This is a genomic window from Bradyrhizobium sp. CIR18 (assembly GCF_014198295.1).
Classification (GTDB): Bacteria; Pseudomonadota; Alphaproteobacteria; order Rhizobiales; family Xanthobacteraceae; genus Bradyrhizobium.
On sequence record NZ_JACIHF010000002.1, the window covers coordinates 610,605 to 631,850 of the forward strand.

The following is a 21,246-nucleotide window of genomic DNA, read 5'->3' on the forward strand; positions in this document are numbered from 1 at the left end:
ATTCATGCTAACCACGCGGCGGTTGGGACGGGCCGGTGCGTGATTTGCCGCCGACCGTGTACCGATTGTCGCCAGGACAGCCGCTGCCGCCGCGGTCCAGAGAAGAGAAAGCTCGTCGAGATGGGTGCCGCCAACGCCGTTCAAAATGCATCGCTCGGCGAAGAGATCGTGCGTCGGATTAACGATCTGGCTGCGATCTCGGAAGGCGGCGACAACCTCACCCGCATCTATCTCACCAAGGAGTTGCGCAAGGCAGCGGACCTCCTGCTGAGCTGGATGCGCGAGGCCGGTATGAGCGCGCGCCTTGACGCGATCGGCAATGTCTGCGGCCGCTACGAAGGCGAGCGGCCCGGCGCGCCCTGCCTGATGCTCGGGTCGCACTACGACACCGTACGCGATGCCGGCAAATGGGACGGGCCGTTGGGGGTGATCACGGCCATCGCCTGCGTTGCCGATCTCAATCGCCGTGGCAAGCGCCTGCCGTTCGCGATCGAGATCGTCGGCTTTGCGGATGAGGAGGGCGTGCGCTTCGCTTCGACCTTGCTCGGCAGCCGTGCGGTGGCCGGCACCTTCGACGAGAGTGTGTTGAATGTGCGCGACCGCGACGGTGTGTCGATGCGCGATGCACTCGTACAGTTCGGCCTCGATCCCGATCATATCGGAGCAGCCGCGCGGACACGGCGCGAGCTGCTTGCCTATCTCGAATTGCACATCGAGCAGGGGCCGGTGCTGGAAGCGCAGGATCTGCCTGTCGGTGTCGTCACCGCGATTGCCGGTGCGACGCGGCTTGCCGCGCGGCTGACCGGCATGGCGGGGCACGCCGGTACCGTGCCGATGGTGCTTCGGCGTGATGCGCTCACGGGCGCGGCCGAATGCATCGGCGCGATCGAGCAGTTTTGCCGCACCGACGAAAGCGGCCTTGTCGGCACCGTCGGCTACATCCAGGCGAGGCCCGGCGCCACCAATGTCATTCCGGGCGAGGTGTCGTTCACCATCGACATGCGCGCGCCGACCGATATGCACCGCAAGCGCGCGGTCGCCGATATCGTCCGCCAGATCGAGGCGATCGCCAAGCGCCGGCACCTGGCCCTCCAGCTCGACGTCACCCACGAGAACCGCACCGCGCCTTGCGCGCCGTGGCTCAAGGAGCAGATCGCGCAGGCGATCGGAGCGGAGGGGTTCTCCGTGCTCGAGCTGCCGAGCGGAGCGGGGCATGACGGCATGGCCATGATCGACATCGCCGATGTCGGCATGATCTTCGTCCGCTGCCGCGGCGGCATCAGCCACCACCCGGACGAGCATGTGGAACTCGCCGACGCCGACGCCGGTGCGCGGGTGCTGCTGCGGGTGATCGAGAATTTCAGGCCGCGGGAAGGCTAGGCTGAAGAAGCCCCGCCGGAAGCCGACACGTCATCTGGAGGAAATACGAATCAGCCATGCTTTGGGTGGTGGCCGCACCATCGGAGTGACCTCGCCACATATGAATAGTGATATCTCGTTGCCCTCAGATCGCGGAAACCGATTTTACCAAGGCGTGGCCGCGAGCTTTTTCGCCAACGCCCTCCAGGCGGTCAATTTTCTCGGTGATCGATTCCTGAGGAAGTCACACCATTCGTTGTCGGCCATCGAGGACCTTTACCGGCACTCGATGGACAGCGCGTTTTCGGTCACCGAGGCCTTCCTCGTCACCGGCGCGCCGCACGCATCCGCCTATTATCCCCGTGACTTCGCCTGGTTCTATCCTGATGTTCTCGACCCCGAGACCATCATGGATGCGCAGGACGCAGTGCGGCGGGCCCGGCTGCTCGACAAGAGCATCCGTCTGTTGCTGGAGGCGGTTCGCGCCGACGTCGTCACGACGACCATCGTCCCGGCGGGGCGCGGCCGGTACCTCGGCGTAAACTATTTCTCGCAGCCCTCGGATACGCTGCTCGGCATTCTGGCCGGCCTGCAGCAGATGATCTCGGCCGACCAGAGGGCGTCGTCCTATCTGGCGATGTCGCAATGCGCGCATGCCGGCCGGCTGCTGCTGGCAGAATATGGCGGCGACCTGAAGCGTGCGATCCTCCGGCTCGCAAGCGAGCTCAAGCCGTTCGACGATGACGGCACCAGGTATTTGCTGTGTGATGCCCGTGGCCCTCGCTCCGCTGCAACGGATACCCGTGCGGAACGCAGGCGCTTTGTCACCAATGCCTGCGTCTACACGACCTTCGTGTGGAGCGTGCAGCTCGGCATCGTCGACGAGAGCGAGCTGAAGCGGCTGCTCGGACGCGGCCTCGCGCAGTACAAGAAGGACCTGCTCCGTCTGTTCGGCAAAGACGGCTACATCAGGCATTCCCTGGATGGCCCGATGGGATCGCCGGTCTCCTCGGTCGCGCTGGATTTCGTCGGCGTGCATCGCGGCTTTTGGGACATGACCGATGCCGGCGAGCGTGCGCTGTTCGCGGCCACGGCGGATCTGATCATTGCAGAGCCGCGCTTCCGCATACCCTCGACGTTCCACTTCCTGGTGTCCGCGGATAATCCGCGGAACAAGATGATCCACAAGATTGCGGCGCCCGCCTATCAGGGGCGCTCATCCTGGCCGACGTTCAACGTCGAATTCGCGGACCGAATGCTCGACTACGACGGGGTCTCCGGCGGTGATCGCTACCGGGCCTGCGCGCAAGGCATATTGAAGGACATTCGCACCGCGACCGAAGTGCACGGCGGATATCAGGAGCTGATCTCGGAACAGGGGCTGAAGTATCGCACCTGGGCCTACAAGGGCGCCGTGGCCCATTCCTGGTTTCCGCGCTTCCTGTCGGTCTGGAGGAGGGCGTATGGAACGCCGCTCCTCCAATGGAATAACTGACCGCGGGGACGCTATCCCGCCGTCACGTCCACCAGCTCGCCGCCCTCCAGCACCTTGGCCGCCTTGGTGCGATCGAGATCGCCTTCCCAGGCCGCGACCACGACGGTCGCGACGCAATTGCCGACGAGGTTGCCGAGTGCGCGGGCCATGCCGATGAACCAGTCGACCGACAACACCAGCACGAGGCCGATTGCAGGAATGCTCGGCACCGCATTGAGCGTCGCGGCCAGGATCACGATGGCCGAACCCGGCACGCCATGCGCGCCCTTCGAGGTGATCAGGGAGACGCCGAGAACCAGCAGGAGATCGCCGAAGGACAGCGGCGTGTTGGTCGCCTGCGCGATGAAGACGACGGCCAGCGTCAGATAGATCGAGAAGGCGTCGAGGTTGAAGGAATAACCGGTCGGGATCACGAGACCGACCACGGAATCCTTCACGCCCATCCGCTCCAGCTTCTTCATGATCTGCGGCAGCACGGCATCGGAGGAGGCGGTCGCGAGCACGATGGTCAGCTCTTCGCGCAGGTAGGCGAGGAATTTGAGGATGTTGAGTCCGGCGAGGGCCATCACGCCGCCGAGCACGCCCAGCACGAAGATGCCGACCGAGACGTAGAACAGCATCACCAGCGACACGAGCTGCTTCAGCGAGCCGACGCCGTATTTGCCGACGGTGTAGGCGACAGCGCCGAGCACGCCGAGCGGGGCAACGCGGACGATCAGCCCCATGACGCGGAACAGCACGGTGGAAGCCGCATCGATCATGCTGGTGACGAGCTTACCCTTCTCGCCGCCGACGAGCGCGAGGCCGACGCCGAACAGCACCGCGAAGAACAGCACCTGGAGCACGTCGTTGCGCGATAGGGCATCGAAGGAGGTGGTCGGGATCACGTTCATCAGGAAGGCGCCGATACCGCCGCCGGAAAGCTTGTGGGCGTTGTCGGCGTAGGTGTTGAGCGCTTTGGCATCCAGCGTCGAGGGATCGATGTTCATGCCGTGGCCGGGGCCGAAGAGGTAGGCGAGCAACAGGCCGACGACGAGCGCGACGGTCGTCATGATCTCGAAATAGACCAGTGCCTTGACGCCGACCCGGCCGACCTTCTTGAGGTCGCCGGCGCCGGCAATGCCGTGCACGACGACGCAGAACACGATCGGCGCCACGATCATCGAGATCAGCTTCAGGAAGGCGTCGCTGAGGATCTTGAGCCCGATCGCGAAATCCGGGACGGCCATGCCCAGGATGACGCCAAGCACCAGCGCGGCCAGGACCTGAACGAACAGCGAGGTGTAGAGCGGCTTCGGCTCGGCGGCGGGTGCCGCGGTGATGGTCGACATGGTGGATTCCCCCGGTTTGACGCGACGTGGACGTCAAACAGGAGCAACAACCGTGCCAGATTGTCGCGGGGGATCCGGAAAGCGACGCTGGACATCGCTCTGATATTGCGGGAGCGACGCAACGCTTCTTGCGTCGTCTGCTGCGTCGGGAGCGCGGGACCCGCGGTCAGTCGCTATGCCTTCGCCGAAACGAAAGGCATCGTCATGCCGCAAGATCCAGCAGCCGGCATGATCCGCGCACGAGCGCCTTGCGTCCGGTGGGCGTCATCACGGGTACGCCGTCATTGACGACAACGAGGCCGAACTTGACCAGACTTTCGATAAGATAGGCCTTGGAGAGGCGACCGCCCGACACGGGGTTGCGAAGTGTGCGCAGAGCTTCCCACTGGTCCGGCGAAAGATCGAAGTCGACGTCGTTGCTCATGTTGCCTCAAGCGATAGTACCATTCGCGCGCCTCTGTTAGCGGCGCTGCATGAAGACCATGCGACGACAATGAGTCGGGAATTCGGTGCGCTGTTTAGAACCTCTCTTCACGAATTGCCGCACTTCATTGCACCACAAGAGTAAAGATCGTTCGACCGCGAATATCGTCCCGAGCTTCGATCACATATTGATGATTTCGGTTTGATGTTGCACTGCAAGTTGCCGCGATGCACGGGAAACGCTGCTGTCCCATTCTGCGTCGCAATATGCACAGAAATCGTGAGACGAAAGGTTGAGGACTCTGTTACGGTGATTCCCGGGGAATGACTTCACGCTGCAGGAGTGGAGTGCATGAACAGGCTTGTCGAAATTCGCAGTCAGGAATCCCTGTGCCGGGAGCGTGCCGCGCTCGATTTCAATCGCCGGGTTTTTTGGCTCGCGCAAGCCGAGGAATGGGAGCAGCGCGCGCTCGACGAAATTGCCTATCACTTCCGGGAGTGTAACGTCGGCCAAGTGGAGCTTGCGCGGAGCTGACGTTGGCCGCGGGCAAAACCTACTGATAAGTGGCCACGATATCTGACACCGCGCGCTCGAGCTGCTGCGCGGTGGCGCATTGGCGCACGACCGTACAGAAGGTCGCGTAGCGCGGCATCTCGGAATCACCAAAGCCCCAGGCGAGCCGCCCTTCGGGATTGAGCCAGACCAGCCGCTTCGAGCGTTCGGAGATGCGGCGCAGGATGTCGGCACGCGGATCGAGATTATTGCTGCGGGCATCGCCGAGCACGATCACCGTGGTCTGCGGCGTCAGCGTGCTCATGAAGTCCTTTTCGAAATCGACCAGCGAAGAGCCGTAATCGGACGAGCCGAAGCCGACCTTGGACATGATCTCGGCCATCGCCTCTTCCGGCGATTTCTTTTCCAGGATCTCGCTGACCTCGATCATGTGCGAGGAGAAGGCGAAGGAGCGGACGTCGTCGACTACCTCGTGCAGCGAGTGGATCAGCAGCAGGAAGAAATCGGAGACTTGCGCGACCGAGCCGGAGACGTCGCATAGTGCCACGATCTTCGGCCGGTCGCGATGCTTGCGCTTCCATGCGGTGAGGAACGGCACGCCGCCCCATGCCGCATTGCGGCGCAGTGTGCGGCGGACGTCGAGATGACCGCGGCGCTGGCGCTTGCGCGGTTTCGAATAGCGCTCGCGCAGGCGGCGCGCGATCTGGCGGATGAGGGCGCGCATCTCCGCGATCTGGCGCCGCTCGATGCGGGCGAGCGGCGCGTTGCGCAGGATCTCGTTGCGGAGATTCTCGGCCTCCTCGCGGGCATAGAGCGCAAGTCCCTGCGAGACGGTGTCGCGCACGGCTTCGCGCAAGGCGTCGAGCGCGGCGCGCAGACGTTCGGCCAGTGCCGGGTTGCTCGCAGTCAGCGCGTCGAGATCATCGCGCAGGCGCTGGAGGCCCATGGCGTCGAGGATGCGGCTGGAAAAGATCCCGCGCTGGGTGGAATAGCGGATGTCCGACAGGGAGGCGGCGCCGGACGCGCTGGCGATGGCGGCTGCGATCGCATTGCGGTCCTGCGACAGCAGCATTTGCGCCAGCGGACCCAGACTCTCAGGAGGCTGACCTTCACCCGCCTCGCTGGCCGAGCTGGAGGAGGGCGACTGATCTACGTCCTGCGAGGCGCTCTCCTCGCTGTTGGCTTCGGTCTGATCCTGTCGCGGCTCCGGCTGGCTGAAGAACAGATCAAAGCAGTCGCCGAGCGCGAGCTTCTCTTCCTGCGACTTGGCGAGCGTCAGCAGCAGCGCATCGCGCAGGACGGCGCGGTCGGAGATGCCGACCTGTGCGACCGCGCGCATCGCATCGATGCTTTCGGCAGGCGAGACGTGAACGCCGACGCCGCGTGCTGCCCGAAAGAAACGATGGAGGTTCTCGCGCATCGGCGTCAACCGAAGACGTTGGACCGGGCCGCCTTGGCAATGAAGGTCGTCACCTGCGGCGATGCGGCCTCGATGTCGGCTTCGTATTTCAGGAGCACGTTGAGCGTGTCCTTGACGATCTCGGTGTCGAGTTCCGTGGCCTGGAGCAGCACCAGCACGCGCGCCCAGTCGATGGTCTCGCTGACCGAGGGCAGCTTCTTCAGATCGAGCGAGCGGATTTCGTGGATAAAGCCGACCATTTGCCGGCGCAGCGCCTGCGCGATGCCGGGCACCCGGCTTTCGACGATACGCTCCTCGAGCCGCTGCTCGGGGAAGCCGATATGCAGATGCAGGCAGCGCCGCTTGAGGGCATCGCCGAGGTCACGCTCGCTGTTGGAGGTGAGGATCACCGTCGGCGGTGTGATCGCCGAGACGGTGCCGAGCTCGGGGATCGTGACCTGGAAATCGGAGAGGATCTCCAGCAGCAGCGATTCGAATTCCGCGTCCGACTTGTCGATCTCGTCGATCAGGAGCACGCAGCCGCCCGGCTGCTCCAGCGCCTGCAGCAGGGGGCGCGGCTCGACGAATTCCTTGGAGAAGAACACGTCGCCGAAATCGTGCAGCTGGTCGAGCGCGGCATGCAGCGTCTGGGCGCCGCCGAGGACTTCGCCGAGCTTGTCCTTGAGGATCTGCGTGTAGAGAAGCTGTTTGGCGTATTTCCACTCGTAGAGCGCCTTGGCCTCGTCGAGACCCTCGTAGCATTGCAGGCGGATCATCTTCATGCCGCGCCAGGCGGCGATCGCCTTGGCAAGCTCGGTCTTGCCGACGCCCGCAGGGCCCTCGACCAGGATCGGCTTCTCGATCTGCTGCGACAAATAGACGGCGGTCGCGATCTGCCGGCTCGCGATGTAGCCCTGCGCGGCGAGGCCGCTCTCCACTGCCTCGATCGAGGTCGAGGCCTTCTGATCAGCCACGAAAGGGCGCTCCCAAAGGTCTTGCTTGAGGCTTGTTCTGCCTGCGTTCCCGGCAAAGAACAAGTCTCGTTTGGGAGGCATCAGACCCGCACGGACGGCGCTTTTTCCGCTCGACGCAAATACGTGTCGGCGCGGATATTTGCGCGGCTCGCCGTTCGCGCGATCAGTGCCGCAGCAGCTCCGGCTTGCGGATCGTTTGTCTGACCTCGGCGCCGCAATCGGCGCATTCATAGACAAAGTCGATCTTGGCAAGGCTCCAATGCGGTTCGACCTCGCGCACATACATCGGCAGGAACCCCATGCACGTCGGGCAATTCACAGGCGCGATCTCGATGTCCTGATGATGCTGTACATAAGCTGGCATCTCGGCTCTCCTTCGCAGGCGACAACCAAACCCCGCGCAGAAGCTACTGCCGGCCGCTCCAGGCGCATCATCAACTCTTTCGAACGGAGATGGAACGGCGGACGTTTCTCGCGCGCTGTGACATTCTTGTTACGTGTCTGTACTGTAACGGGCGGACCGAATGCCTATTTCTGCGGCCAATCCGGTTTTTTCGGCCCTCAACCAACGATAAGGGAGCAACGCCCATGACGCATGCCATTCGTTTTCACAAGACCGGCGGTCCGGAAGTCCTGGTCTGGGAGGAGGTCAGCGTCGGAAAGCCCGGGCCGGGGGAAGCGCGCATCCGCCACACCGCCGTCGGCCTCAATTTCGTCGACATCTACAACCGCTCCGGCTTGTATCCGGCGCAACTGCCGAGCGGGCTTGGCAGCGAGGCGGCCGGAATCGTCGAGGAGGTCGGGCCCGGTGTCACCGATCTGAAGCCGGGCGATCGTGTCGCTTATGGCGCCTCGCCGCTCGGCGCCTATTCCGAGGCGCGGCTGATCCCCGCGGACCGCTTGCTGAAGCTGCCCGACGGGGTCGACGACAAGACCGCGGCGGCGATGATGCTGAAGGGCCTCACCACGCAATATCTGATCCGGCAGACCTATCGGGTGAAGGCCGGCGATACCATCCTGCTGCATGCCGCGGCCGGCGGCGTCGGTCTGATCCTGGGCCAGTGGGCCAAGCACCTCGGCGCGACCGTGATCGGCACCGTCAGCAACGACGAGAAGGCCAAGCTTGCCAAGGCGCATGGTTGCGACCACGTCATCATCTACACCCGCGAGGATTTCGTGAAGCGCTTGGACGAGATCACGGGCGGCAAGAAGGTCCCCGTGGTTTATGACTCCGTCGGCAAGGACACGTTCCTGAAATCGCTGGATTGCCTCGCCCCGCTTGGCGTCGCCGCGCTGTTCGGCCAATCCTCCGGTGCGGTCGAGCCGCTCAATCTCGGCCTCCTGGCCCAGAAAGGCTCGCTCTACGTCACCCGGCCGACTCTGTTCACCTACGCCGCCAAGCGCGAGAACCTCGTGGCGATGGCCGGCGAGTTGTTCGACGTCGTCAAGTCCGGTGCGGTCAAGATCGAGGTGCACCAGACCTATCCGTTGAAGGACGCCGCCAAGGCGCATGCCGATCTCGCCGCACGCAAGACCACGGGATCGACCGTTCTTCTGGTGTAAGGTCCGGGCCCGCGTCACGTCCGTTCATGCTTGCGCAGATCGTGGGCGTGATCGAGGCGAATTGCCTGGAGGTCGACGTCTTCGGGCGGGATCCGGGGCAGGGTGGCCTCGGTCAGGATCGCCTCGGTGACGTCTTCGACCGAACTCCCGGCGATCTCGTGGATGAACGAGACATTCCGGTATTCGCCCGAGGCGATGCGGGAGATGACCTCGCGCCTTGTGATTTCGGGGTCGACGACCGCCTCGCGGCCCCGCCGTCCGTAGTCGATCATCACGACGAAATATTGCATCAAATACGACTCTGCCGCGCCCCATTGCGGGCGCGCGGCAGATTATTTCCGAAAAACAGAATCAAGTCAAGGGCGATTTCGAAAAAGCGAAATCGTCGGCCGTGCAGGCCTTACTTGCCCTTCTTGCGGGGGCGCGCCGACTTGGCGCGCAGCCGCTCGAGCTGGCCCTTGGGCATGGAAAGGCAGATCTCACCCACCCAATCGAGCTTCACGCCGACGATCGGCTTGGCGTTGAAGCTGGTGAGATTGACGAGGGACGGGCTTTTCCCCCGCTCGATCGTTTTCAGATAGCGTTCGCCGGTCTTGAGCCGGACGACGGCCTCTTCGCCGTAGAAGCTCGACAGCGGATGCCGCTGGTCCTTGTAGACCACGATCACGTCGCCGCTCTCGTATTTGGGCAGCATCGAATCACCCACGATCTCGAAGGCGACAGTCTCTTCCATGATCGGGAAGGGCAGCGCGATGTCGCCGAGACCCTCCGGGGGGACCTGCTCGTAATCCGGCTCGATCACGGCGCCGGCACCGACGCGGCCCATGATCGGCGCGAGATTGAGCTCGAGATATTCCATGATCGGAATGATCTCCGAGGCCTTCACCAGGCGTTCGCCGCCGAGGATCTCCGAGACCGCGCCGGGTCGCACGCCCATGGCCGCCGCGAGGCCGCCCTTGCTCTTGCCCGTCTTCTCCAGGCCCCGCTCGATCATTGCAACGTCCAACATGGTGATTCCCTCGATTACCCATCGTCTCGCTCTTGTAATCCGAAATTCGGAATTATTGCAATTATGAATATCAGAATTATCGCTTGACTTTGGCTTCGGAATACCGGAATGTCCGTTTCGCCCCCGGTCGTGCGATCGGAGGAGGCGCATCACAGGATAGCAGCATGGAACCGGGCCATTGGCCGTCGGAGCACTCCGACGCGCTTCGCGACTATTTTCTCAAAGGCATGTCTTATGCGGAGATCGGAAGACAGATTAACGCAAGGTTTGGAACGGCTTACACGCGCAATGCGGTGATCGGCCGCGCCAAGCGGCTCGGGCTCGTCATACCGGAATGGATCGTGAGCCCATCGGTCGCGCCATATTTGCCCGGTGAAGCTCCGGTTTCGCCGCGCCGCGCGGTGCTACCGAATCTGAGCGTGCCGCCGAAGTCCGCAGTGAAGCCTGCGGTGCAGGTGAAGCTGCGCTGCGTCGGCGTTCAGCCGCGCCTGATCCAACTGGTGGACCTCGATCCGGCCGACTGCCGCTATCCCTATGGCGGCGACAAGGACGGGGAGGAGATCGGCTTCTGCGGCCATCCGCGCCAGCCGGGCTCCAGCTATTGCGCGCCGCATGCGGGCCTGACGCGTCGCTCCAGGGCGGCGTCCGCCCGTGTCCCCGGTCCCGTCGTGCTGAAGCTGGTCTTCGCGGCCTGAACTCTCACCCGTTCCATCGTCAATTTCGCAAGGAGTATCCAAGTGGCTCGTGCACGACGCAACAAGTCCTACAAATTGGCGCAGATCTACGACCGGCGGTCCCGCGACGTGCCGTTCAATGCCGAAGTGGCGGAGGTCGAGGTCGACAATCCGCTGGCGCTCGATGCCGGTGAGAAGATCGTGGCGATCCGGTCGATCCGCGGCGATCCGCTGGGACGGCTGCACGCACACCACCAGATCGACGAGGCGCAATATCTCGGCGGGCGCGCCTTCCAGAACGATTGGGAGAAAGCGGAGCGGGGCCCTCAGGCGATGGACCCGACCCGCGAATATGTCGATGGCGCGCGCACGCGCGAGCCGGTGACCGAGAGCCAGCGCCAGGCGGTGCTGCGGCTGAACCAGGTCGAGCGCGAACTCGGGACCGACGGCGCTGCGCTGGTGCACGACGTGCTGGTGCTGGGCCTGACCATGGACCAGATCGGGCAGCGTCGCGCCGTCCGTACGCAGCGCTGGAACGACTATTTCGCGCGACGCTTTCGCGAGTGCCTGGACCGGCTGGCACTGATTTACGGCTTTGCGACGGAAACGGGGACACGGCAGGCAGGGCGGCGCAGATAACCACGGTACGCCCGCGGTTTGGGCCGCGGGCGTGCCGGTCTGCCGCTCACGGATGCGGTACGATCTGGTAGGGCGTCGTATAGGGCTCGACGCGGAGCGAGGCGTTGGCCAAAAGCCCGATCCTGGCGGTCGGTGCCTGCTGCAATTCGCCGTTCGGGCCGCGATGCACGTTATATTGCCAGACCGTGAGATCGCCCTTCTGCGCCAGCGCGTGCGCAACCGCGCTCGCATCATTGCCGCCGAGCGCCTGAAGCTCCTCCGCCGACAACCCGACCACGATTTCGTCCTTGACGGTGACGATCTTGAACAGGTTCATCTTGGTCTCCTGCGCCCATGCGCCTTGTATCGAGAGGGTGAAAAGCGCGACCGCGGCGCCCTTGATGAGATCGCAGCGAGAAAGCATGCCGTCGTCCTTTGGTGCTGAGGCGCGCCCGAATCGAAGAGTTTTCAGCCATGGCGCCCGTTGTCTGCGTGGCCGTGTCGCAACGGCTTGGTCGTTCGTTCATGGACAACGGTTCACGCGGAGACATATCCGGCTTGCGAGATCGATCGTTATTTCGCCGTTAATGCAACCGCCGAGGCCGCACTCAACAATTACGTGTGTAGGCGCTGAGAAGCTCATTCGCAGCCGAATGTCGGTCATGTCGGAAACAAGCGGAAACGTTGTGCCGATTGATGGCGATCAAGGCTGTGTGTGTGATTAATGACGCTTCTTGACGCAGGTGGGTGACTGCGGTCGATATACCTGTTATCCCGAATTGCCGTGGTGCGATGCAGACGAAGCATCGCTATAGCTACTGTTGGGCTTGCCGGATGGGTTGTTCCTTGACATAATTGCAACCAAACGGTTGAGCTGGTCGTTTGGACATGTCGTTCGGCGTGCCAACCTGCCGGGGCCACCCGGCCGAGAGTTCGTCGCCATAGGTCCTGTTATGGCGTCTTGTTATGGCGTTCGGTTCTTGAGCGGGTCACGAAGCCGATGCTTGTCATAGGTGCGAGATGAAAAACTTCAATTTCGCGGCTGAACTGCACCTCAAGCTCGGCGCGCCCGCGAGCGGTACGGTCGAAAGCCTGCGCCTGCTCCGCGCGTTCCTGAAGCTCGCGCCACGACAGCGTTTCGAGGTCATCAAGCTGGTCGAAGACCTCGCCACCGAAGAGGTTCTGCCCGAGCACCCCTTGTCCTGAGCCCGGCCGCGCGCCGGCTTTACGCCGTCTCTTTCATTTTCCCGTTCGTTTTCCCGCCGGAGCCGGACTGCCGGCGACGTTTCCACGCGGCTGGCCGCTGGAAGGCGATCCGGCAAGTGTGGTATTCAATTGGGAAAACGGGAGGAGTGCGACCATGATCGAACCGAAGCTCGAAGTTCCGGCCGAACTGCGCGACCTGGCCGAGAAGACAATTGATCAGGCGGAGAAAGCATTCGGCATGTTTTTCGACGCCGCCACCAAATCGATGTCGTCCGTTCCAGGACCGGGGACGGAGGTGTCGAAGCAGGCGCTGGTTTTCACTGAGCAGAACATGAAGTCGGCCTTCGAGCATGCGCGCAAGCTGGTTCATGCCACCGACCTTCAGGAAGCGATGCGAATCCAGTCCGATTTCCTGCGCAGCCAGTTCACCAGCGCCGGAGATCACATGCGCCAGATGACCGGCAGTCTCATGCAATCGGGCAAGGGGAAGTCCTGATTCTCTGAGTGCGCACCATAGGTCGATGACAGGCCACCGAACGACCACATTCGTCGTCCGTCATCCCTTCTGCTGATCCCTGCCGGTCCTCCGGCAGGGATTTGCATTTGCGGCAGCGTCGTGCCCGGCGCGCGACCAAAGCGCGATGCGATCAGCATGTATCGCCATCGCGCTGTTCAAGCATGATCTTTTCGGAAAACCGCTGCGCACTTTTCCGGATGACGCTTTAGCGCAGCGATGCGATGTAGGCCGCGATGTCGCCGGCTTCGGTCCGGCTCAGGGGAAAATTCGGCATCTTCGGGTGCGGATCAAGCAGGAAGAAGGCGAGCCTCTCCGGACTGAAGTCCGGCCTGCGCGCGACGGAGATAAAGGAGGGGACGTCGGCGCTCGCCTGGGTCTGGCCGTTCGCGACGACATGGCAGCTTGCGCACCAGCGATTGGCGAGGTCGGCACCATGACCGGCGTCGGCCGCGAAAGCGGACGACGCGCTGAAGCTCGAGGTCACGGCAAGCAGCAGGCAAATTCGTCTTAAATGCTGGTGCATAGGGCAACCTTCATACATTGATTAGCGGCCACCATGCTTATCCGCAGCACGATCCCGGAAATTGCGAGAGATCAATGCGGGCGATGATCGACCGCAGCAGCTTGCGGACCGAACGATAGAAATGCCGTACGAAAGCCGGCACCCTCGCCGCGGGCAGGCCAAGATCTTTCGTAACGAGACTTCTCGTATCGAGACCTTTCGTATCAAGACTTTCGATATAGTGCGACACGTGTCTCTCCGAGGCCATATCGCCCTTTTATCCCGGCGCCTCGGAGCCGCCTTGATCTGTCGCAAAGCGTTCCCGGCTAATAGTCGCCCGGGTTCATGATCATCGGGGTTTTCGTATCAGCCGGCGCGAGCGCGCTGCTGGCGCTGTCACGCAGGAAGCGGTCGAGCGTTTCCTGGATCTTCTCCTTGACCGCGTTGGGACCGCGATCGCTCATTTCCGTGTGCTGCGCGCCGGTGTGAACGATGTCGATACCGCGCGCCTTGGCTTCTTCCGGCGTCGGCAGCACGCCTGGATCGGTCACGAAATGCGGGTCCTTCGACCGGAACGACAGGATCTTCATGCCGTCGCTGAGCACGAAAGGCACCCGCAGATTGTCGAGCGTGATCACCTTCGACACCAGCTCCGGATGCTGATGGGCCACATACATGGAGACATCGCCGCCGTTGGAATGGCCGACGAGGGTGACGTGGTCGTAATCGACGTTCTCCTGCTGCTTTTTCAGCTTGTCCAGCACGAAAAGAATGTTGGCTTCGCAGCGGATATAGACCTCGCGCCGGCCGACATATTGCTCACCGACATGGGTCATCAACGGCGGATCGCTCGGCAGATCCTGCTGGATGCTGGCAACCAGATAGCCGCGCGCGGCGAGCACGTTGGCGAGGAAGGAAGATTCGGTGGCCTTGACGGTGTTGCCGTTGCTGATGATGGCGGGCGGGAGTTTCCAGAGGCCGAGATTGGCCTTGGTCTCGTAATCGCGCCGCACCGCCAACTCGACCGAGATCGGCCGCTGCCGCGGGGCGTCGTACAGGGTCAAAGTCTCATGGCGGATCGCGAACCGGCTGACGACAAAATATTCCCCGACGCCGAGGACACAGAGAAACGCCAGGATTGCAAACACCCTCGTCATGGTCTCGTCTCAAATCACGTTTGGCTGAACATGGTCATTGGGAACTCCCGGATCGAGCGACCGTGAGCAGGTTACGGGATTAAATTTAGGCAAGTCTGTGAACAAGGCCGCAAAAAGGGCTGCACGCCGGCTTACCGCGCGAACGACCGGGCGGCTAGAGACAGCCGGACTTGCCGCGTTCGGGGCAGAGCCGGAACGCGCTCGATAGGGTCAACAGGAAGCGCGGGCTGCGGCGCTCGTTGTCCGGCGCCCGGTAGCTCAGGGGCACGGCCACGCCGAGATCGGCTTGCAGATCATCCGGCAGGAAGAAGCGCACACCGGCGCCGGCCGAGGTGAGCGACAGGCCGTCGCTCAGGCGGTAACCGTCGTTCCAGACTGCGCCAGCGTCGCCAAAGGCATAGAGCTGATAGCCGGTCCAGTAGCGGAAGTTGAGCTTCTGGTCGAAGCGCAGTTCGAGTGAGCCGGCAAGGCCGTTGTCGCCGCTGATCTCGGCTGCGCCATAGCCCCGGCCGAAGGCCGCGCCGCCGAGATAGAATTGCTGCGAGGTGAACAGCGGCCGCGATGCCGTCTGGCTCGCTGCCGAGAGCTTGAGCGACCAGGCATCATTGAGCGTCTGGTAGCGCGTGAACCAGAGGTTCAGCACCGAAAAGTTCGAGGATGCGCCGTCGCGCGACAACAGGTCGTCGTCGAAATGCGAGGCGCCGAAGATGTCGAGGCCCTGGCGGTAGGTCAGCGTCGCAAGATTGGTGCCGCCGAAGCGATCCTGCAGCCGGTAGTCGGCGGTCAGGCTCGCGGTCCTGATATGGTCATTGTACCAGGGGCCGTAGAGGTCGTGCTCGGACACGTTGCTGAACGTCGTCGCCGCGGTCAGCGTGAGCGTGGAGGATTGCGACTGGAGCGGGACGATGCTGGCCCGCACCTCGAACGCCTCGGTCGTGGTGATGTCGCTGTCGAGGCGGCGGGCATCGCCCGGCCGAACCGCGCTGTACAGGACGGAAGCGCCGAGGCGCACGCCGTCGACGCCGACGGGCGCGTCATAGGACAGCCGCGCAAAGCCGAGCTGGCGTGGGTCGTTGGCAATGGTCGACAGGTTGACCGCCAGCGTGTCGCCGGGCGTGAGGTAGGAGTTGAACGCGCCGGTCGCGTAGGTCTGCCACGGGCCGACCGAGGATGATCCGAGATTGTCCAGGCCGAACGAGGAGAAGACGTGCCAGGTCTTCAAATAGACTGTGAGACGGAAGTGGCCGGTCGCGCCACCGATCTCCTCCAGCGCAGTATCGGTGATCCGGACGCCCGGCCTGCCGTTGATCAGGAAGAGCTGGCGTTCGAGCGTTGCAAGGCGCGACGGCCGCTCGGCCAGAACCGGTCCGAGCATCGGCCTTACGCCGAATTGCTCGGCGCCGTCGCCTTTCAGCTCCGCCTGCACGATGGCGCCTTCGATCACCTGGATCCGGACGCGGCCGCCGGCAATGTCCTGCGGCGGGACGATGGCCCGGCTCAGATGGAAGCCGTCGGCGCGGTAGAGATCGCTGATCGCGCCGGCGATCGCGGCGAGATCCGCCTGCGAAACCTGCTTGCCGAGATAAGGCTGATAGACCGCGGCGATGCGATCTTGGGAGACGGCCTGGGCGCCGCTGACATTGACGCCGCGCAGCATGAATTGCGGCTTCGTATCCCCGCCGGTGTTCGGCTGTCCGACGGTCGGAAGCTGGACCGGAGGCCGGCTCAGCGATTCCCGCTCGCTTTGGTTATCGAAATATTTCTCGGGCTGGCGCGGATCGAAGCCGGGCTGGTTCGCCTGTTGTGCGAACCCCTGGGAAATTCCCGCAAAGATCGGTACCAGCACTGCCAATGCGGTAATGAGATGCCGCAGCTCGACGCACGTCGCGAATCTGCCTCCGTAGTTTGACGGAGACTTTGCGATGGGGCGGTAAGGGTTCGTTATCCGCATGATTTTTCATAGTTTTTTATGGTCAATGATTGGTTAATGCTGCCACTGCACTGGCCGCTTCCCGCTAAGCCTCTCTTGAGTGATTTCGGATTACCCCTCAGGGCCCGCGCGTAATGCGGACTGAGGATCGTCATGCTTGGCAGAATTGGAATGCGGTGTGCCTTCGTGGCGGCGCTGACCCTTGGAACGGCTTCCGGTGCGTTCGCCGCGGAGGATGGCGTCTGGTCGGTCAGCAAGGCCACCGGTGAGGTGTGGATCGCGACCGAGGGCGCGCAACCGGTGTCGCTGAACCGGGAAGAGACGCTCAAGCCTGGCAATACCATCCGCACCGGACGCAACGGCCGGGTGCTGCTCGTCCGCGGCGAGGAAACCATTCTGATCTCTCCCAACTCCGTGGTCGGCTTGCCGTCGGAGAAGAAGGAAGGGCTCACGACCACCATCATCCAGCGGGCGGGATCGATCCTGCTCGAGGTCGAGAAGCGCAACGTCAAGCATTTCGAGGTCGAGACGCCCTATCTCGCCGCCGTGGTCAAGGGAACGCAGTTCAGCGTCACCGTGGGAGCTGATAGCACCAAGGTCGGCGTGCTTCGCGGCCAGGTCGAAGTCTCCGACTTCAAGACGGGACAGATTGCCCAGGTCATGCCGGGACAAGCGGCCACCGTGTTTGAGCACGGCAAGCCCGGTCTCAGCTTGAGCGGCGCGGGGACGTTCAATCCTATCGAGCATGGCAAGCCGCGCGCCTCGACGATCGAGCGTGTCCCCGTCCCGAAATCGGGCCTGTCGGCGCCGCGCAATGCCGCGAGCGGCCATGCGATCCATGCGCTCGGTCCGATCGACAAGGGGACCAAGGCGGCTGGCGCGCCAAAGGCATCGCATCAGGCGGCTGGAGGTCATGTCTCCAAGGCCGGTGTCGTGCGCATCTCGAGCTCGCTCGGCGAGGTCAAGCTCAATGTCCACAAGGTCACGAATGGGCTCGCCCACGGCGCAATGGCACCCGGACAGGTGCGCAACGCCAACGCCAGCACGGGTGCCGAGACGGTCTGGAGCGACAGCAAGACCAGCACGGCAGCGTCCAACAGCGCCGTCCAGACTGCGGCGACGACAAGCGGTGCCGCAACGGCTGGCAGCAGCTCGTCGAACCCAGGCGCCGCGATAGCGGCAGCTGCCGCCAACAACGGAAACGCCGACAGCAACGGCAATTCCGGCAATGGCAACAACGGCAATGGCGCCGGCAACGGCAACAGCGGCGCCACCGGCAATGGCTGGGGCAACAACGGTAACGGCAATGGGAATGGCGGCTTCAACGGCAGCAATGGCCGTGGCCACAACAGACATTAAAGCGATTTCCTAGGGGATGAGGGGCGTACCTGCAGAAGCGGGTGCGCGGGAGGGTGGAGTGAAACGCTATCGGCCGCATATTCTCGTCGTGATCGCGCTTGCGATCGTGCTGTCCACGGGATGGTATGGTGCGCTTCGCAACGCGCTCACCGATCTGCGGTTCAGCTGGCAATCGCGTGCGGCCAGCGGCAATGTCGTCGTGGTGGCCATCGACGCGCCGTCCATCGATCAGATCGGGGTGTGGCCCTGGCCGCGCCGGCTCCACGCCGAGCTGTTGCGCAGGCTCGAGGCGGCGGGCGCGGGGGACATCGCGTTCGACGTCGATTTCAGCGCACCCTCGGATCCGGCTTCCGACGAGGCCTTCGTCCACGCCCTTCGCGAGGCCGGCGGCTCGACGATCCTGCCATCCTTCAAGCAGCCGACGCCGAATGGTGGCGCGGCCCACGTCAATCGTCCCCTGAAGCCGTTCAGCAACCAGTCGTGGCCGGCCGTCGTCAACGTCGCTGTCGAATCCGACGGACTCGTTCGCCGCTATCCGTTCGGCGAGAAGCTCGGCGATGCCTTGATGCCGTCGATGGCCGTGGTGCTGGCCGGGCAGGACGCCAACCGGCGGCCGCCCTTCCTGATCGACTTCAGCATTCGTGCGGCCTCGATTCCGAGCATCTCCTATGCCGACGTGCTGCGCGGCGATACTGCGGCTCTCGACAAGGTGAGAGGCAAGAAGATCATCGTCGGCGCCACCGCGCTCGAGCTCGGCGACCGGTTCAGCGTTCCCAACGGCAAGCTCGTCTCGGGGCCGGTCCTGCAGGCGCTTGCGGCAGAATCGATCCTCCAGAGCCGGATGCTGCACTGGACATCCGATATCGGCATGATCCTGGGCCTGGGTCTGATCTGCCTGCTGATGATGTATTCGTGGCGCCGCTTCTCACCAGGAATTCGCGTCGCAGTCCTGATCGCCTCCGGGGCTGCTATCGAGCTGGTCGCGGCCCTCGTGCAGGCAAGATGGCCCTTCGTCATCGACACATCGCTATTTCACATCGCGATCGTCGCCTATCTGGCTGCGATTGCGTTGGACGAAATCGATTTCCGTAGTCTCTTGGGGCGCATCGCCGAGAGCCGCTTTCACCGCATCGCGATGTCGCTCGGTGACGGTCTCGTCTGCACCGACGAGGATCACCGGATCACCGTCTGGAATCCCGGCGCCAGCGCGATCTTCGGCTACGCGCCGGCGGAGATGATCGGCCGTCCGTTCGAAACGCTGTGCGCCGTGCCGGCGGACGGTCACGCGAGGCCGTCCATGCACGACGCTGCGCGCCAGGCGCTGCTGGTTCCGGGCGGGGCGGTCGTCGTCGAGTTCGAGGGCCGGCGCAAGAATGGTGAAACCTTCGCTGTCGAGGCGAGCTTCTCGGGCTGGCAGGGAACGGAGGGTTTTCAGTACGGCGCGATCCTGCGCGACATCTCGGTCCGCAAGCGCGAAGCCGAACGCGTCAAATATCTCGCCGAACATGATGCACTGACCGGCCTTGCCAATCGCAACACGCTGCATGCCGGCCTGGCCGGCATGGTAGCGGATGCGGAGCGACGGCCTCGCGAAGTCGCGTTGCTCGTCATCGGGCTCGACGGCTTCCAGGGCATCAACGACACGCTGGGGCATTCGGCGGGAGATCTGGTGCTGCAGGCGGTCGCCATTCGTCTGGAGGGCCGGGCCGGAGATGGGGCGATCGTCGCCCGGCTCGGCGGAGATGAATTCGCCATTGCGCGCGAAGCCGCGGATGGCGGTGAGCCGGTCGCGAAGTTCGCCGAGCGGATCGCGCGTGCATTCGAAACGCCGCTCGCGACGGGTACGCGCCAGCATCGTGTCAGGATCAGCATCGGCGTCGCCGTCTATGGCGAAGGCGGACAGGGTGCCGACGAACTTCTCAGCAATGCTCATCTGGCGTTGAGCAAGGCAAAGATGACGCGGCGCGGCAGCCATGTGATCTTTGAGGCTGCGATCAGGCAGGAGCTGGAGAACCGGCTGACGCTGGAGAGCGCGTTGGCGCTTGCGGCGGATCGCGGCGAGTTCGAGCTGTTCTACCAGCCCCAGGTCCGTCTGATCGACGGCAGCCTTGTCGGGGCCGAAGCGCTTATCCGTTGGCGGCATCCCGTGCGCGGCTACGTCTCGCCCGGAGAGTTCATGCCGGTGGTCAACACTTCCGCACTGTCAGAGCGGATCGCGAACTGGGTGATGGAGACCGCCTGCCGTCAGGCGCGCGCCTGGGAGCTGTCCGGCAACGGCGTGCGCGTCGCCATCAACCTGTCGCCCTCGCAGCTTCACTCCGGCGATCTCGCGCATTCGGTCGCGGCGTTGCTCGAAGTGACGGGGCTTACCCCGTCACTGCTCGAAATCGAGGTGACCGAAGACATCCTGATCCATGACGAACGCCGCGTGCTCGACATGTTCAAGCGAATTCAGGAGCTCGGGGTGCGCGTCCTGTTCGACGATTTCGGCACCGGTTATGCGAGCCTCAGCTATCTGAAGAAGTTTCCGCTCGACGGACTCAAGATCGACCGGTCGTTCGTGCTCGATCTGCTCGCCGATTCCGACGATGCCGCGATCGTCGGCTCGACCATCGGCCTAAGCAAACAGCTCGGCCTCACGGTCGTGGCTGAAGGCATCGAGAACCGCGCGACGGCCGACTTCCTGGTCAGCATGGGATGCGCGGAAGGGCAGGGCTATTTCTTCGGCCGCCCGATGCCGGCCGAGGCGTTTGAAAAGCAATTCCTGGCGGCCGAGCTCGACGCGGTCAGCGCTGCCTGAGCAGGGCGGCTTCGTTCTATCGCCGCCGCGCGACCGCGACCCCGAAGAGGAAAGCGACGAACAGGCTCGCAAGCGGCGCCTCGCGCGTGATCGCTGCGACCGTCGCGAGCGCCCCGCCGGGCTTTCGTGCTTGCTCGATTGCAGAGGTGAGACGATCGACCGCTGCGTGCAGGCCTCCGGCGACTTCACCCACCGTGCGGGATACGTCCGCCGCGGTATCGATGGCACGTTCGGCCATGCCGGGTTGCGAGGTGGATTGCGGTATCTCCGTGCTCAAGTGCGCGACCTCCAGACCTGACGATGGGCCGGCACCTTTGGCTATCCGCGCGAGCGCTCGTTCTGAACAGCGGGTCTTGATGACCTTTGGCTATCCGCGACAGGCGCCGTGGTTTACGGCGGGTGCCGGCCTTGGATGG

Annotated in this window: 22 protein-coding genes; 10 read left to right on the top strand and 12 right to left on the bottom strand. The window is 63.6% G+C overall.

The features are described from left to right. Positions 1–120: 120 nt before the first annotated feature. Together GGD65_RS11390 and GGD65_RS11395 are read left to right on the top strand one after the other, a co-directional pair. Positions 121–1,380, top strand: a complete 1,260-nt coding sequence (locus tag GGD65_RS11390; protein ID WP_183235327.1) for an allantoate amidohydrolase — start codon at positions 121–123, stop codon at positions 1,378–1,380. Positions 1,381–1,480: 100 nt separating this feature from the next. Continuing rightward, positions 1,481–2,854, top strand: a complete 1,374-nt coding sequence (locus GGD65_RS11395) for a hypothetical protein (RefSeq protein ID WP_183235328.1) — start codon at positions 1,481–1,483, stop codon at positions 2,852–2,854. Positions 2,855–2,865: 11 nt separating this feature from the next. On the opposite strand, the gene GGD65_RS11400 is transcribed toward GGD65_RS11395, so the two are convergent. Both GGD65_RS11400 and GGD65_RS11405 read right to left on the bottom strand, forming a co-directional pair. Next, positions 2,866–4,185: a dicarboxylate/amino acid:cation symporter gene (locus GGD65_RS11400; RefSeq protein ID WP_018319157.1), complete on the bottom strand. Its 1,320-nt coding sequence runs from the start codon at positions 4,183–4,185 to the stop codon at positions 2,866–2,868. Between the two features lie 202 nt (positions 4,186–4,387). Continuing rightward, on the bottom strand, positions 4,388–4,609 hold the full coding sequence (locus GGD65_RS11405) for a hypothetical protein (RefSeq protein WP_018319158.1): 222 nt from the start codon (positions 4,607–4,609) through the stop codon (positions 4,388–4,390). 351 nt (positions 4,610–4,960) lie between these two features. Between GGD65_RS11405 and GGD65_RS11410 the strand changes: the two genes are divergently transcribed. Then, positions 4,961–5,143, top strand: coding sequence for a hypothetical protein (locus GGD65_RS11410; RefSeq protein WP_179735736.1), 183 nt, complete (start codon positions 4,961–4,963; stop codon positions 5,141–5,143). A gap of 19 nt (positions 5,144–5,162) precedes the next feature. On the opposite strand, the gene GGD65_RS11415 is transcribed toward GGD65_RS11410, so the two are convergent. The 3 genes from GGD65_RS11415 to GGD65_RS11425 form a co-directional block, all read right to left on the bottom strand. Then, positions 5,163–6,542: a VWA domain-containing protein gene (locus GGD65_RS11415; RefSeq protein WP_183235329.1), complete on the bottom strand. Its 1,380-nt coding sequence runs from the start codon at positions 6,540–6,542 to the stop codon at positions 5,163–5,165. Between the two features lie 5 nt (positions 6,543–6,547). After that, the gene (locus tag GGD65_RS11420) at positions 6,548–7,495 is read right to left on the bottom strand and encodes a MoxR family ATPase (RefSeq protein ID WP_026202136.1); all 948 of its coding nucleotides are present in this window, start codon (positions 7,493–7,495) and stop codon (positions 6,548–6,550) included. 163 nt (positions 7,496–7,658) lie between these two features. Next, on the bottom strand, positions 7,659–7,859 hold the full coding sequence (locus GGD65_RS11425; protein ID WP_018319162.1) for a hypothetical protein: 201 nt from the start codon (positions 7,857–7,859) through the stop codon (positions 7,659–7,661). A gap of 224 nt (positions 7,860–8,083) precedes the next feature. Between GGD65_RS11425 and GGD65_RS11430 the strand changes: the two genes are divergently transcribed. Beyond that, complete coding sequence (locus GGD65_RS11430; RefSeq protein ID WP_183235330.1) at positions 8,084–9,058, top strand: quinone oxidoreductase; 975 nt, start codon at positions 8,084–8,086, stop codon at positions 9,056–9,058. Positions 9,059–9,072: 14 nt separating this feature from the next. Here the strand turns inward: GGD65_RS11430 and GGD65_RS11435 are convergent, their stop codons facing one another. Both GGD65_RS11435 and GGD65_RS11440 read right to left on the bottom strand, forming a co-directional pair. Further along, positions 9,073–9,348, bottom strand: a complete 276-nt coding sequence (locus tag GGD65_RS11435; protein WP_018319164.1) for a hypothetical protein — start codon at positions 9,346–9,348, stop codon at positions 9,073–9,075. A 110-nt stretch (positions 9,349–9,458) separates the two neighbouring features. Next, the gene (locus GGD65_RS11440) at positions 9,459–10,067 is read right to left on the bottom strand and encodes a S24 family peptidase (protein WP_018319165.1); all 609 of its coding nucleotides are present in this window, start codon (positions 10,065–10,067) and stop codon (positions 9,459–9,461) included. Positions 10,068–10,231: 164 nt separating this feature from the next. Here GGD65_RS11440 and GGD65_RS11445 point away from each other — a divergent pair, with 164 nt between their 5' ends. Beyond that, entirely contained in the window at positions 10,232–10,762 is a 531-nt protein-coding gene (locus tag GGD65_RS11445; protein ID WP_092261776.1) for a GcrA family cell cycle regulator, read from the top strand. 42 nt (positions 10,763–10,804) lie between these two features. Then, positions 10,805–11,380, top strand: coding sequence for a hypothetical protein (locus tag GGD65_RS11450; protein ID WP_183235331.1), 576 nt, complete (start codon positions 10,805–10,807; stop codon positions 11,378–11,380). 46 nt (positions 11,381–11,426) lie between these two features. On the opposite strand, the gene GGD65_RS11455 is transcribed toward GGD65_RS11450, so the two are convergent. Beyond that, the gene (locus GGD65_RS11455; protein WP_018319168.1) at positions 11,427–11,783 is read right to left on the bottom strand and encodes a hypothetical protein; all 357 of its coding nucleotides are present in this window, start codon (positions 11,781–11,783) and stop codon (positions 11,427–11,429) included. A 596-nt stretch (positions 11,784–12,379) separates the two neighbouring features. On the opposite strand from GGD65_RS11455, the gene GGD65_RS11460 reads away from it, so the two are divergent. After that, on the top strand, positions 12,380–12,565 hold the full coding sequence (locus tag GGD65_RS11460) for a hypothetical protein (protein ID WP_018319169.1): 186 nt from the start codon (positions 12,380–12,382) through the stop codon (positions 12,563–12,565). A 154-nt stretch (positions 12,566–12,719) separates the two neighbouring features. Beyond that, positions 12,720–13,061 carry a phasin gene (locus tag GGD65_RS11465; RefSeq protein WP_018319170.1) on the top strand — a complete coding sequence of 114 codons (342 nt, stop codon included), beginning with the start codon at positions 12,720–12,722 and terminating at the stop codon, positions 13,059–13,061. 226 nt (positions 13,062–13,287) lie between these two features. Here GGD65_RS11465 and GGD65_RS11470 read toward each other — a convergent pair whose 3' ends face one another. The 3 genes from GGD65_RS11470 to GGD65_RS11485 all read right to left on the bottom strand — a co-directional run bounded on the left by GGD65_RS11470 (position 13,288) and on the right by GGD65_RS11485 (position 16,692). Continuing rightward, on the bottom strand, positions 13,288–13,605 hold the full coding sequence (locus GGD65_RS11470; protein ID WP_183235332.1) for a cytochrome c: 318 nt from the start codon (positions 13,603–13,605) through the stop codon (positions 13,288–13,290). Between the two features lie 305 nt (positions 13,606–13,910). Next, positions 13,911–14,741 carry an alpha/beta hydrolase gene (locus GGD65_RS11480; RefSeq protein WP_183235333.1) on the bottom strand — a complete coding sequence of 277 codons (831 nt, stop codon included), beginning with the start codon at positions 14,739–14,741 and terminating at the stop codon, positions 13,911–13,913. 154 nt (positions 14,742–14,895) lie between these two features. Then, positions 14,896–16,692, bottom strand: a complete 1,797-nt coding sequence (locus tag GGD65_RS11485) for a ShlB/FhaC/HecB family hemolysin secretion/activation protein (RefSeq protein WP_183235334.1) — start codon at positions 16,690–16,692, stop codon at positions 14,896–14,898. 132 nt (positions 16,693–16,824) lie between these two features. Here GGD65_RS11485 and GGD65_RS11490 point away from each other — a divergent pair, with 132 nt between their 5' ends. Together GGD65_RS11490 and GGD65_RS11495 are read left to right on the top strand one after the other, a co-directional pair. Then, positions 16,825–18,030, top strand: coding sequence for a FecR domain-containing protein (locus tag GGD65_RS11490; protein WP_183235335.1), 1,206 nt, complete (start codon positions 16,825–16,827; stop codon positions 18,028–18,030). 58 nt (positions 18,031–18,088) lie between these two features. Continuing rightward, on the top strand, positions 18,089–20,830 hold the full coding sequence (locus tag GGD65_RS11495) for an EAL domain-containing protein (RefSeq protein WP_183235336.1): 2,742 nt from the start codon (positions 18,089–18,091) through the stop codon (positions 20,828–20,830). A 16-nt stretch (positions 20,831–20,846) separates the two neighbouring features. Here GGD65_RS11495 and GGD65_RS11500 read toward each other — a convergent pair whose 3' ends face one another. Further along, positions 20,847–21,107: a hypothetical protein gene (locus GGD65_RS11500; protein WP_018319177.1), complete on the bottom strand. Its 261-nt coding sequence runs from the start codon at positions 21,105–21,107 to the stop codon at positions 20,847–20,849. Positions 21,108–21,246 lie beyond the last annotated feature (139 nt).